Source organism: Pseudomonas sp. PICF6 (genome assembly GCF_009831705.1).
Lineage (GTDB): Bacteria > Pseudomonadota > Gammaproteobacteria > Pseudomonadales > Pseudomonadaceae > Aquipseudomonas > Aquipseudomonas rhizophila.
Window position 1 is genome coordinate 68,020 of sequence record NZ_WUUD01000016.1, and the last position, 12,101, is coordinate 80,120.

The following is a 12,101-nucleotide window of genomic DNA, read 5'->3' on the forward strand; positions in this document are numbered from 1 at the left end:
TGCGCAGTGTTCGCCTTTTACCGGCACGTTGCCGACTTGATAAGGCGTACAGGTATTCAAGGGTTGTACCCCCAGACCGCTGCTGTAAGCCTGACCTGTTTCATAGATGCGGACCACGTCTGGCGAGATGCCTTGGCGTACAGCGTGCCGGGGGTCGATGCCTTGCTGCAGGTGGCTGCTCGGGACCTTGACCCGAGGAATCTTGACCAATTCGGCGCTGTCGAGGTTGAACTCGCTGAACACCGCATCCATGCCTCCATTTTGGTCTGCGTACTGACGCAGAAAGGGCGTGGTGGCTCCGATGGTACCGGCGACATTGCGCGTATCCACCAGACATTGCGCATCCAGGGCTTCTCCATAGCGCACCAGCAACTCCATGGCTTTTTGCACCGCCGGACCTTGATCGCCAGCGAGCATGGCTTTTTCGTCGTCGCGCAACTTCATTGCGGTTGCTCCCCGGGATGGGTGATATCCAGTGGCTTTATCAACACTGCACCGTGTTCCATGGAGGACACATTGTGGCGGTATATATCCAGCCAACCACCACCGAACTGGGGGGCCGCAGGTATCCAGCGGGCGCGTCGGGCTTGCATTTGTGTTTCGCTGATATTGGCGTCAAGGGTGTTGAGATCCAGGTCGATGTCGATGATGTCCCCGTCTTCCACCAGTGCGAGGGGGCCACCGACGGCTGCTTCAGGAGCCACCTCCGCCACGACCAGGCCTTTGCACACCAGCCCCGAGAGGTGACCGTCAGTCAGCATTGCCACGTGGTCACCCAGCCCGGCCCCGTCAATGGCGAACACTACCTTCGAGGCGCCACCGCCCATGGCGGGCCCGCCCTGTACACCTGCGCCCCGCATGACCACGACATGGCCGGGCTGAATGCGTCCATCCTGCAACGCTTGGATGGCATCGGCGGAGCGCTCGAAACAGATCGCGGGGCCCTTGAACTGGCGTGGCTTGCGCGGGTCGATGCCGTATTTGACGATGCCGGCCTGCGGGGCAATGTTGCCGCGCAGCATCACGATGGCCGGTTGCGTGGCAAAGGGAGCGTGCAACGGGCGGATCACCTCGTCGTCACTGACGGTCACCCCCTGCAGGTTTTGCGTCAGGGTTTTGCCGGTGACGGTCAGCACGTCACCGTGCAACAAAGGTTCAAGGCGCTTGAGCAGCCCACGGCCACCCCCCGCTGCTTCCATTTGCTCAATGCTGTGTTCGCCCACTGGTCGTACGCCGACCAGCACCGGTATCTTTTTTCCCAGTTCCCTGAAGAGTTGGTACACGTCCACGTCAATGCCACCTTCAGCCGCCACCGCCTGCATATGTTTGATGGTGTTGACCGAGCCTCCCGCGGCGAGAATTGTCGCAACGGCGTTGGCAAAGGCAGCAGGCGTCAGGATGTCGCGAGGTTTGAGATCTTCCTCGATCATTTCCACAATGCGCTTGCCTGCCTGATGGACGAACTCGAACATCTGCGGGCTATTTGCTGCAATAGGGGAGCTACCGGGCAAGGCCATGCCCAAGGCTTCACATACCAGATGCATGGAGTTGGCGGTGCCCATGCCCGAACAGACCCCAGGCCCTCTGATGGCGTTGCGTGCCATGCCGGCCAGTTCCTCGACGGGCAGTTTGCCGGTGACCACGTGCATGGAGCTGATGAATACATCTTCGATATCGACGTGCTGGCCATTGTATTCGCCGCTTGGCTGATACCCGCACACTACGATCAACGTCGGGATGTTCAGCCGGGCGGCGGCCATCAACTGACCGGGCACTGTTTTGTCGCAAGAGGCCAGGCAGATCATGCCGTCGAGCTGAGCGCCTTCGACCGCGACTTCGATGTCATTGGTGATGAGGTCTCGGGCGGCGAGCATATAGGCGCCTCCCGCACCGGCACCGGTGATGAAGTCACTGGGCGCGGCCGTACGAATTTCGAAGGGCAGCGCACCGGCATCGCGTATCGATTGCTTGAGGCTGGCAGCGATACCATCCAGATGACTGAAGCAAATCGCCAGGTTCGAGGACGAGTTCACGATGGCGATTTTCGGTTTTTCCAGCTCGCTCTCCTCAATGCCCAAGGCGCGCCACTGGGCGGCGCGCACAGCCCACAAGTAGGATCCGTAGGGGAAATTACTGCGTAGCTTCTTGGGCATGATTCGCTCCGTTGTTTTTATTAGATGTCGATTCGGTTAATTACCTTAACGATCTTGTACCGAGTCTAGGCTTCGACCTAGAATCCGAAAACCTTATTTTACTTATAGATAAAATCCAAAATATGGATATCAAGGACGTCGATCTCAACCTGCTGAAAGTCTTCGATGCGCTGCGCAAAAAGCAAAGCGTGACCCTGGCCGGTGATCTCATGGGGCTTAGCCAGCCAGCCATGAGCTTCGCGTTGGCCAAGTTGCGCACGCTGTTCGATGACCCATTGTTCATTCGCACTTCACGTGGCATGCAACCTACGGCCAGGGCCCTGCAGATCGCTGAGCCGGTGCAACGGATTCTGGAGATGGTCAGCAGCGAGGTGTTGCCATCCACCGGTTTCGTTGCCGAACACTCCGAGCGACAACTGGTGCTGTGCATGTCGGATATCGGCGAAATGGTGTTCCTGCCCAGGTTGATGCGAATGCTCGACAGTAAGGCGCCCCAGTTAAGAATCCGTACCCTGGCGTTGTCCTCGGAGCAGTTGGAGGAGGGGCTGGATGCCGGCGAGGTGGACGCGGCAATCGGCTATTTTCCGCGCTTGCTCAATACCTCGATCCGGCATCGTGCGTTGTATCGCCATTCGTTTGTCTGCATCGTTCGTCGTGATCATCCCACCATCGGTGACAGCATGAGCGCCGAGCAATACCAGAGCGCAATGCATGTCGCGGTCCAGCCTGACGGGCGTGGAATGAGTGGACTGGATCGTGAGCTGGCGAGCCACGGCATCACCCGTCGAGTGCGTTTCAGCCTGCCACGGTTTATGGGCGTGCCATTTCTGGTGGCCGAGTCCGACATGATCGCCACTGTACCCTTGGCAGTCGGACGCAGGTTTGCCGACATCACGGATGTGCGCCTGGTACCGCTGCCTTGGGATATTTGCGGATACGACATTCACCTTTACTGGCATACGCGGTTCCATCATGACCCGGCGAACCGCTGGTTGCGACAATCCTTCATTGAATTGCTCGATGACTTTTCTCCCGCAGACCAGATACAGATTTAATAGGTATCGGAAATAGTTAATTGACATAACTAATATGGCCGGTTAGTTTTTTGCTCACCTTCAAGTGCGCAACAAGAGAGCAGAAGCCATGGAACTCAGGGCGTGAGCAGTGCAGGGCAATATTCAGCCTTTGTCGATGTAGCGATTTTCGATGCGGTGCGCACCCCCTGGGTTGATCTTGGTGGTGCCCTGGCCCAGGTTTCGCCTATCGATCTTGGGATCAAGGTTGCTCGTGAGGTGCTGGCCCGGGCCGGCATCGATCCTATGGCCGTAGACAGCGTGCTGGCCGGCTCCATGGCCCAAGCCAGCTTTGACGCCTATTTGTTGCCGCGGCACATCGGGTTGTACAGCGGCGTGGCGCAAACGGTTCCTGCGCTGGGGGTACAGCGCATCTGCGCCACCGGCTTTGAGCTGCTGCGCCAGTCTGCTGAACAGTTGCGCGATGACGTTCAGTTAGCCTTGTGCGTGGCCAGTGAATCGATGTCACGCAATCCGATCGCCGCCTACACCCACCGGAACGGGTTTCGTCTCGGTAGCGAGGTGCAATTCAAGGATTTTCTCTGGGAAGCCCTGTACGACCCGGCCCCCGGGGTGGATATGATCGCCACCGCCGACAACCTGGCGCGACGCTATGATCTGTGTCGCGAGGCGGTGGACCGTTATGCGTGCGACAGTCATCAGCGAGCCTTGCAGGCCCAGCGCGCAGGTGCCTGGTGTGAGGAAATCGTCCCCATCGATAACCAGGTGTTCGAACTGGAAGGCTATCAGCCAAGGGGCATCAGCCTGCCGCGCGGCACCGGTATCGTCACCCAGGACAGCCATCCACGACCTACTGACTTGTCGGCTCTATCGCGCCTGCGGGCGTTACATGTGGGGGGTGTACAAACCGCCGGTAATAGCTGCGCAGTCGTCGATGGTGCGGCGGCGGCCCTGGTAGGACGAGGCTCGGCCTGCACGCGTGTGCCCCTGGCTCGCTTGCTGGCCAGCGCGGTGGTCGGTGTGGCCCCGGAGTTCATGGGCATCGGCCCGGCACCAGCGATCCGTCTGTTGCTGCAACGCAGCGGATTGAGCCTTGATGACATTGCCCGTTTTGAGATCAACGAAGCCCAGGCGGCCCAGGTACTGGCTGTCGCGCAGGAGTTGGAGCTGGATCATACGAAGCTCAACGTCCAGGGGGGCTCTTTGGCCGTCGGGCATCCACTGGCTGCTACCGGCCTGCGGTTGGTCATGACCCTGGCCAGGCAGTTGCGCCAGCACAATCTGCGCTACGGGATAGCCGCAGCATGTGTCGGTGGTGGCCAGGGCATGGCGTTGTTGATCGAGAATCCGACCTGCCACACCTGAGTTTATGCCCGCCCGCAGTGGTGGGGCGGTCTGTTTTATATCCTGACGAGGTGACTTATGTGGAGCTACCAGGCGCCTCTGCGCGATATGCAATTTGTGTTTGAGCATTGGTTGCAGGCGCCCGCCACATGGCGTCGCTGTCAGGCGTTCGATGCGCTTGATCTGCCGTTGGCGATGCAGGTGCTGGAGGAGGCGGGGCGCTTCACTCAGAACGTGCTGGCCCCGTTGAACAGCAGTGGCGATCGTCAGGGTTGCCGTTGGAGGGCAGGCCATGTCAGTACCCCGGACGGCTTTGCCAGTGCCTATCAGGCCTACGTTGACGGTGGCTGGCCAGCGCTGGCTTGTGGCGAGGCGTTGGGTGGACAGGGGTTGCCGCAATTGCTCGATGCCGCGCTGCAAGAGATGCTCTATGCCAGCAACCATGCCTGGGCCATGTACACCGGCATCGTCTACGGTGCGTACCTGTGCCTCAAGAGCCATGGTGCTCCTTGGCTGCAAGAGCGCTATCTGCCCGAGATCGTCAGTGGCCTAACCCTGCCTACCATGTGTTTGACCGAGCCCCAGGCAGGCAGCGATGTCGGCCTGCTGCGCTGTCGCGCCGAGCCTGGCGTAGATGGCAGCTATCGCCTGCATGGTAACAAGCTGTTTATCTCCGGCGGCGAGCACGACCTTACGGAAAATATCCTGCACTTGGTCTTGGCACGCTTGCCCGATGCGCCGTCGGGCAGTCGCGGCATCTCTCTGTTTCTGGTGCCCAAGCGACTGGACGATGGCCAGGCCAACGGTGTGCGCTGCGACGGTCTTGAACACAAGATGGGTATCAAGGGAAGTGCCACTTGCTCCCTGGTGTTCGATGGCGCTCAAGGCTGGTTGATCGGCGAAGCCAATCAGGGCCTGGCGGCGATGTTCGTGATGATGAATTCGGCGCGCTTGCATGTCGGCCTGCAAGGCTTGGGGCATACCGAAGTGGCGTGGCAGAACGCGAGGAAATATGCCGCCGAGCGCTTGCAGATGCGCGCACCGCTGAGACCCGAAGGGGTGCAAGCGCAGGCTGCCGACCCGCTTCACTATCATCCGGCCATGCGCCGGGTGTTGCTGGAGTTGCGCGCTGCCAGTGAAGGCATGCGAGCCATCGGCTATTGGGCCGCCCATTTGCTGGATCAGGCCGAACATGCCGTGGATCCACAGACCCGACAGCATGCCAGTCAACTGGCGCAGCTGTTGACGCCGATCATCAAGGCGTTCTTTACCGAACAGGGTTTCCGCCAAGCCAGCAGCTCCTTGCAAGTGTTCGGCGGTTACGGCTATGTCACCGAGTTCGCCATTGAGCAGACCTTACGTGACAGCCGCATTGCCATGATCTATGAGGGCAGCAACGAAATTCAGGCCAATGACCTGCTGCTGCGCAAGGTGCTGGGAGACCATGGCCAGGCGTTCGGCTTGCTGCTGGCGCAGCTGCGCGAAGAGGCGCGGCTGGGTGGCGACTGGGTTGAGTGCCAAGGGTTCGCCGCGGCCCTGGATAATCTCTGCAACTCGCTGGCGGCTGTGGTCGAGGACGTGGTCGAACGGACACGAGAAGACCGCGAATACCCCTATCGAATCGCAGGGGATTTCCTCCAGTTGTGTGGCGTAACGCTGCTGGCCTTGTCCTGGGCGCGGGCAGCACGGGTCTCCAGGGCATTGCCTGAAACGGATCCGCTACGTGCCGGCAAGTTGCAAAGCGCGGGGTTCTTTTTTGACTACCTGCCGTCCAGGCTGGCACAGCATCTGGCTGCTATCGTTGATGCTCGGGCTACCCTGGCGTTTATCTGAGGGGCGAGGGCGGGGTGTTCGCCCGAGCGCGAGTACTCAAACCCGGATAGGGTCAACCAACCGCTGCGGCCAAGACAACTCAAACAGCAGGCCCGGCTCCGCGCGCTTTGCAGACAGCATCCAGCCATGGGCCCGGGCAATTTCCTGGCAGATCGTCAGGCCAAGCCCCGCGCCATGATCACGGCGATGTGGCCCACGCCAGAAGCGCGTGAACAGGTGCGGCAATTGCTCGCGATCAACGCCGGGGCCCCAATCGCGCACCCTGAGTGCGCCCGCGCTGACGTGCATCCTGACCTCAGTACCGCGGGGGGCGTGTTGAATGGCATTTTCCAGCAGATTCTTGAGCAACGTGAAGAGCGCGCTTCGATCGGCCTGCCATTGGTCGCCTTCAGGCGTTTCGTCAACCAGAACAAGACGTACGTCGACGGCCTCGGCCATACGCTGCAGATAGCCGCAGGCTTCCCTGGCGACATCGGCTATTTCCACTGTGGCAAAACTGTAATTCTGAACCTCACTGGCTTCGGTCAGGAGCAGCAGTTGCTGGACTTGCCGTGTCATATGCGCCACATCATCGAGCAGGGCATTGTGCGCGTGACTGTCTTGCATCAGTTCGATTTGCGCGCGAATCAGCGCCAGCGGTGTTTTCAACTCGTGCGCGGCGGTTGCAAGAAACTCCTGCTGGACACGATAACCTCGCTCCAGGCGCGCAAGCGCCTGGTTGAAGCTGGTGACCAGCGGCTCGACCTCGGACGGCACGGTTTTTACCTGCAACCGCGAGTGCAGGGAGCGAGGGGAGATGGCCGCCGCTGACTCCGACACTTCACGCAAGGGTTTGAGGGTGTAGCCCAACGTGAAATAAGCGCAGGCGCCGAAGACGAACAGCAGCACCAGGCTGAACAGCGCGATCCCGGCCCCCATGAATGGCAAGGCAAATCCCCCATGGAGCAAATCCATTAGCCTTTCGCTGGCGGCAAATTGCAGATACCAGGTCTTGCCTTGGTGCTCGACAGCCGCGGTGGCGGCGTACATGACGATGCCTTCACGTTCGAACTTGAATCTCGGTTGTTGCGATGGAGGATTCGATGCGACTGAAGACCAGAACGTCGCGTCGGTGGAGGTCAGGACCACATTGCCCGTTGAATCCAGCACGCGGTGGCCGATTTCCCGCCCCAGGCTATCGAAGGTCCAGACTCGGTCACCCTCGCTGCTGTCGAAGCCGTTGGGCCGGCCAGTGGCATCGAACTGGAGCTTGCCGGCCAGTTCATGGGTGCGCTCGGCGACGTCGGTGGTCAATAAAATATCGCTCTTTGAGGTGACGAGCGCGAGCACCCCTAATGCAATCAGCAGAATACTCAACCCTACGCCGACCACGTAGGCGAGCAGCACCTTGAAGCTGATGCTATTGCGCCACGTCCTCTTGACGAAGGGCATAACCGAGACCTCTGAGGTTGATGATTCGTTGGCGGGAGCCGATGGTAAGCAGCTTGCGGCGGATCCGGTGAAGGGCCACATCCAGTGCGTTAGGCGTCACGGCTTCGCTCAAGCCCCAGCCTGCCGCTTCTATCGCGGCGCGACGCACGATTTCTCCTGGCTTTCGCAATAGCAACAGCATGATCTGCATTTCCGCCGGCGCGAGAGGAATGCTTTGGCCGGCACAACACATGATGCCGGTATCGGGTTGCAGGCTCAGGTCACCATGACTCGGCGCGAGTGGACGACAGTCCACGGGACGCCTTAGCAACGCCCGCACACGCGCGACCATCTCATCCATGGCGAATGGCTTGGGCAGATAATCATCTGCTCCAGCATCCAGGCCTGCGACACGGTCGTGCAGCGCGTCGCGCGCCGTGAGAACAAGGCAGGGCAAGCCAAGCCCGGCGTTGCGCAAGCGCTGCAACAAGACGAGCCCGTCGCCGTCCGGCAAGCCGCGATCAAGAATCAGCGCCTGGTAAGGGACCCGCCCGATAGCCGCCCAAGCGCCATCGATGCGGTTGACCACATCGACGGCGATGCCGGCGCTCGCCAGGCCTTTGCACACCAGATGCGCCAATCGCTCGTGGTCTTCGACCAGCAGAATACGACTCATCAGAAGCGGTACAGGTAGCCGAAGAGCACGCTGTTTTCAGTAGAACGGTCTACCAGCGGGCTGTCCTTGATCTCATCGGCGAGGCGGGTGGCCTTGACGTCAAGGAACACGGAATGATGGTCATCGAACATATAGTTTCCACGAACGCCAAGTTCGGTATTGAGGCCGGATTTTCCATCATAGGCCGCTCGATCAATGCGAGCTTCACTTTCGCGAACACCAAAATAATAATCAACGTACTTTTGGTCCTGCCATATCGCCGCCACTCGTGGCGTGAGGGTGAGGTGTTCACCCCATTGCCAGGATCTCTCAAGACCCAGGGTGAAGCGCTGGCCCTTGCTGTTGCCCGATACGTCCGCCAGCCACTGGGCGCTGACATCGGCCAGAGGGTTGCGCCACTGCACCTTGGCGCCCGCCCAGAAGCCCCCTTTACGATCACTCATGCCATCCAGGAAGCGGGCATCGTCGTCGTCATAACCACTGAAGTCGTATTCACCGACGATGCTCAGATCCAGTTGCTGGGAGTCGTTGAGAGTGAAACCCGGCAGCTTGATCTCGGCGGTAGGGCCGAATACTCGTACGTAGTCATTTTCAAAGTAGATCAATGGTATGGCCTGAGTTTCACGGTCGACGCCCTTGTACGGCTGCTGGCTGCTGACCGCCCCGATGCCAAGGCCCCAGGATGACGTCGACTCGGCGTTTGCCGACTCAGCGGCGAGCGCGACCATGGATGAGCACAGACCGAGCACCAAGGCTTGGGTGGTGGCAGTCAACCGGATCGCACTTGAAACGGTAGACAGGGGCGTGCAATGCATGGGGTTCTCCAGATCGATAGGATGAAAGCGACCCTATCGTCGAAAAGTTCTTCTTACTGGACACTTACCCATCAACCGACATCGATCCCTTCCTGGTAAGAGTCGCCAAGGATTCCCTATCCGATAGTGGGCACCGGTGCCCTGCAGCCCTTTGAATATGCTTGTCAGTCGATTCTGACAAGAATGTCAGCAAGCGGTCAGTTTGCGGACACCTTGATTGTCTAGACTGGTGGAGGGTAGCTACAGGCTACTTTGCAGGTCGTGTGCAAAAATTACCCAAACCTGGATCCCTGATTGCCCGGTTGTCCCGCTTCCCGAGAGGAGTTACCTGATGCGCTTGCTCATCGTCGAGGACGAAGAAAAGACGTCCTCCTATGTGCATCGTGGCCTGAGTGAGCTCGGCTACATTGTCGATGTGGCGAGTAACGGCATCGATGGGCTGCACTATGCGCTGGAAATGGACTATGACGTCGTGATACTGGATGTCATGTTGCCGGGCAAGGACGGTTACAGCGTGCTGGAGGGTTTGCGCCAGCAGAAGAAAACCCCGGTCATCATGTTGTCGGCCAGGGGGACGGTGGATGATCGCGTTCGCGGGTTGCGCGAGGGCGCTGATGACTACCTTGGCAAACCTTTTTCCTTTGCCGAACTGGTCGCCCGCGTTCAGGCATTGATCCGTCGTCGCACCGCAGACACGGCTGACCTGACCCATCTGCGCATCGACGATCTGGAGGTCGACCTGCAAGCGCGCAAGGTGACCAGGGCCGGGCTGCGGCTGGATCTGACGGCCAAGGAGTTTTGTCTGTTGAGCCTTCTGGCGCGGCACCAGGGAGAGATTCTTTCCAAGCTGATGATTGCCGAGCAGGTCTGGGACATGAATTTCGACAGTGACGCCAACGTGGTCGAGGTTGCGATCAAGCGCGTCCGGGCCAAGGTCGATGTGCCTTATTCGCGCAAACTGCTGCATACGGTCCGGGGCATGGGCTATGTACTGGAAAGTCGTGAAGCCGATGCCAGTCAAGGCAGTACCCGGTGATGAAGGGGTCGATAGCCAAGCGGCTGGCATTGATGTTTGCGCTGGCGGTCTTGCTGATCATCTCTATCAGCGCGACGCTGCTGCGCTGCTCATTGAAGACATCGCTCGAAGATCAGATGCAAAACGAGTTGATCCTGCGCCATTCCGTACTTGATCCCGTGCTCACAAAATACGATTCACCGGCATTCTGGGTCGGTTTGCGTGAAAAGCTCGATGGCCTGACGCCCACGGATCAGCGGGTGCGTTATTGGGTCCTGGTTGACGACCCTGCCTACAGCTATGGCGGAGCGATGCCGGACGGCCAGGATTGGTCGAAGCGCCCGGATGGATTTTTCAGCATGGCGATACCTGAACGGGATCGTCCCATGGTGCTGCAAGTCAAGACCATCTCTGCCATGGGTAACCGCCCGGAGTTGCGCTTTATCGTGGGGCTCGATTCAACGCCGTTCATGAAGACCCTGGACCATTTCACCAAGACGCTGATCCTGACTTCGGCGCTGGGCATCGTACTGGTCGCACTGCTGGGTTACTGGATCGCGCGTTTCGGCCTGGGGCCGGTCAGGCGCCTGAGCCGTCAGGCCAACAGCCTGCCGCCGGGTGATTCAAAGCAGCGACTGGACACCGAGGCACTGCCCGACGAGTTACAGGAACTGGCGGTGTCGTTCAACGGGGCCCTGGCTCGCCAGGAGGCCGCCTGGTGCCAGCTCGAAGGGTTCAATGCCAATGTCGCCCATGAGCTGCGAACGCCGCTGACCAACCTGATCGGGCAGACCCAGGTCGCGTTGGCCCACGGGCGTGATGTGGCTGAGCTTCAGGATCTGCTGCAATCGAATCTGGAAGAGCTTGAGCGCATGGGCACCATCGTCAATGACATGCTGTTCCTGGCGGGTGCCGAAAGCGGGCAGCGTGCGACCGAGCTCAGTGATGTCTCGCTCTACGAGGAGGCGTCCAAGACGGTGGAATACCTGGAGCCTGTCTTGCACGACAAACAGTTGGACGTGGTGATCAAAGGCGACATGCGCGTATGCATCGACCGACGCCTTTTTCACCGCTCTTTGGCCAATCTGCTGCAAAACGCGGCGCGATACGCGGTGCCGCAGAGTACCATTACTGTAAGCCTGGAACGTCTTGGCGCGCAGGCCAAGGTAAGTGTTTCCAATGCGGGTGAGCCCATTGACGAGGTGCACCTGCAGCGCTTGTTCGAGCGTTTCTATCGCGCCGATGTCGCCCGGGCGCGAAGCGACGCACACCATGGCCTGGGGCTCTCCATTGTGCGAGCTGTGGCGTCCATGCACGGTGGCCGTGTGTTCGCCCACAGCAAGGATGGCTTCAATACCTTCGGATTCTCCCTGACCAGCCAGGCAGCCCGTTAGTCGCCGTCAACCGATGGCCGGCGTGGCTCGCCGGCGTTTGACATCTTCCTGTCAGTCAGCAGTCACCTTGACGTCAGTCACCTCCCCCTAGAGTGCTACGACCATCCCGGTAAAGGACAGTCGTGGAGTCCACTATGAACATTCAAAACGTGTCGATCGCCAGTCTTCTGGCATTCATCACTCTGAGCGGTTTGCCTCTGTTCGCCGAAGAGAAGGCGGATGTGCCTGCCTACGAATATGGCATGCCGCTGGATATCGCCAGGGTCATCCGCATTGAAGAACCGGAGTCGCGGGTGTGCGAGGTCGTGCGCGCAAAGATGACCTACGTGAATACACAAGGGGTCACAGAGCGCGTCAGCTTTCTGAAGCAGTCTGAGGTGTGCGTGCTCCAGTGACCGTTCGGCAGTGCTGGTTCTTCATCCAAATA

Annotated in this window: 11 protein-coding genes; 6 read left to right on the top strand and 5 right to left on the bottom strand. The window is 59.6% G+C overall.

The window, feature by feature from the left end:
* Together GSM73_RS26525 and GSM73_RS08095 are read right to left on the bottom strand one after the other, a co-directional pair.
* On the bottom strand, nucleotides 1-444 hold a 444-nt coding region (locus GSM73_RS26525; protein WP_218575651.1), incomplete at its 3' end, for an aconitase X.
* The gene (locus GSM73_RS08095) at nucleotides 441-2,153 is read right to left on the bottom strand and encodes a dihydroxy-acid dehydratase (RefSeq protein ID WP_047225579.1); all 1,713 of its coding nucleotides are present in this window, start codon (nucleotides 2,151-2,153) and stop codon (nucleotides 441-443) included. The genes GSM73_RS26525 and GSM73_RS08095, both read right to left, overlap by 4 nt.
* Nucleotides 2,154-2,275: 122 nt before the next feature.
* Between GSM73_RS08095 and GSM73_RS08100 the strand changes: the two genes are divergently transcribed.
* The 3 genes from GSM73_RS08100 to GSM73_RS08110 all read left to right on the top strand — a co-directional run bounded on the left by GSM73_RS08100 (nucleotide 2,276) and on the right by GSM73_RS08110 (nucleotide 6,364).
* A complete protein-coding gene (locus GSM73_RS08100; RefSeq protein ID WP_047225580.1) occupies nucleotides 2,276-3,208 on the top strand; it encodes a LysR family transcriptional regulator in 933 nt (310 codons plus the stop codon).
* A 102-nt stretch (nucleotides 3,209-3,310) separates the two neighbouring features.
* The gene (locus GSM73_RS08105; protein ID WP_076384201.1) at nucleotides 3,311-4,552 is read left to right on the top strand and encodes a thiolase family protein; all 1,242 of its coding nucleotides are present in this window, start codon (nucleotides 3,311-3,313) and stop codon (nucleotides 4,550-4,552) included.
* 57 nt (nucleotides 4,553-4,609) lie between these two features.
* Complete coding sequence (locus GSM73_RS08110) at nucleotides 4,610-6,364, top strand: acyl-CoA dehydrogenase (protein WP_160892120.1); 1,755 nt, start codon at nucleotides 4,610-4,612, stop codon at nucleotides 6,362-6,364.
* 36 nt (nucleotides 6,365-6,400) lie between these two features.
* On the opposite strand, the gene GSM73_RS08115 is transcribed toward GSM73_RS08110, so the two are convergent.
* From GSM73_RS08115 to GSM73_RS08125, 3 genes are read right to left on the bottom strand one after another with little or no spacing between them, the layout of a single operon-like run.
* Complete coding sequence (locus GSM73_RS08115; protein ID WP_160892122.1) at nucleotides 6,401-7,795, bottom strand: HAMP domain-containing sensor histidine kinase; 1,395 nt, start codon at nucleotides 7,793-7,795, stop codon at nucleotides 6,401-6,403.
* Nucleotides 7,764-8,450, bottom strand: a complete 687-nt coding sequence (locus tag GSM73_RS08120; protein ID WP_047225584.1) for a response regulator transcription factor — start codon at nucleotides 8,448-8,450, stop codon at nucleotides 7,764-7,766. Before GSM73_RS08120 ends, GSM73_RS08115 begins: the two co-directional genes overlap by 32 nt.
* Nucleotides 8,450-9,265 (bottom strand): MipA/OmpV family protein, encoded by an 816-nt coding sequence (locus GSM73_RS08125; protein ID WP_160892124.1) that lies wholly within the window; start codon nucleotides 9,263-9,265, stop codon nucleotides 8,450-8,452. Before GSM73_RS08125 ends, GSM73_RS08120 begins: the two co-directional genes overlap by 1 nt.
* A 331-nt stretch (nucleotides 9,266-9,596) precedes the next feature.
* On the opposite strand from GSM73_RS08125, the gene GSM73_RS08130 reads away from it, so the two are divergent.
* The 3 genes from GSM73_RS08130 (at nucleotide 9,597) to GSM73_RS08140 (ending at nucleotide 12,069) form a co-directional block, all read left to right on the top strand.
* Nucleotides 9,597-10,301 carry a heavy metal response regulator transcription factor gene (locus tag GSM73_RS08130; RefSeq protein WP_047225586.1) on the top strand — a complete coding sequence of 235 codons (705 nt, stop codon included), beginning with the start codon at nucleotides 9,597-9,599 and terminating at the stop codon, nucleotides 10,299-10,301.
* Complete coding sequence (locus GSM73_RS08135) at nucleotides 10,301-11,674, top strand: heavy metal sensor histidine kinase (RefSeq protein WP_047225587.1); 1,374 nt, start codon at nucleotides 10,301-10,303, stop codon at nucleotides 11,672-11,674. Before GSM73_RS08130 ends, GSM73_RS08135 begins: the two co-directional genes overlap by 1 nt.
* Nucleotides 11,675-11,808: 134 nt before the next feature.
* A complete protein-coding gene (locus GSM73_RS08140) occupies nucleotides 11,809-12,069 on the top strand; it encodes a DUF2790 domain-containing protein (RefSeq protein ID WP_083714399.1) in 261 nt (86 codons plus the stop codon).
* Nucleotides 12,070-12,101 lie beyond the last annotated feature (32 nt).

Coding starts and splice junctions, on each gene's coding strand:
- GSM73_RS08095 (WP_047225579.1), bottom strand. CDS start 2,153: ATGCCCAAGAAGCTACGCAGTAATTTCCCCTACGGATCCTACTTGTGG.
- GSM73_RS08100 (WP_047225580.1), top strand. CDS start 2,276: ATGGATATCAAGGACGTCGATCTCAACCTGCTGAAAGTCTTCGATGCG.
- GSM73_RS08110 (WP_160892120.1), top strand. CDS start 4,610: ATGTGGAGCTACCAGGCGCCTCTGCGCGATATGCAATTTGTGTTTGAG.
- GSM73_RS08115 (WP_160892122.1), bottom strand. CDS start 7,795: ATGCCCTTCGTCAAGAGGACGTGGCGCAATAGCATCAGCTTCAAGGTG.
- GSM73_RS08120 (WP_047225584.1), bottom strand. CDS start 8,450: ATGAGTCGTATTCTGCTGGTCGAAGACCACGAGCGATTGGCGCATCTG.
- GSM73_RS08125 (WP_160892124.1), bottom strand. CDS start 9,265: ATGCATTGCACGCCCCTGTCTACCGTTTCAAGTGCGATCCGGTTGACT.
- GSM73_RS08130 (WP_047225586.1), top strand. CDS start 9,597: ATGCGCTTGCTCATCGTCGAGGACGAAGAAAAGACGTCCTCCTATGTG.
- GSM73_RS08135 (WP_047225587.1), top strand. CDS start 10,301: ATGAAGGGGTCGATAGCCAAGCGGCTGGCATTGATGTTTGCGCTGGCG.
- GSM73_RS08140 (WP_083714399.1), top strand. CDS start 11,809: ATGAACATTCAAAACGTGTCGATCGCCAGTCTTCTGGCATTCATCACT.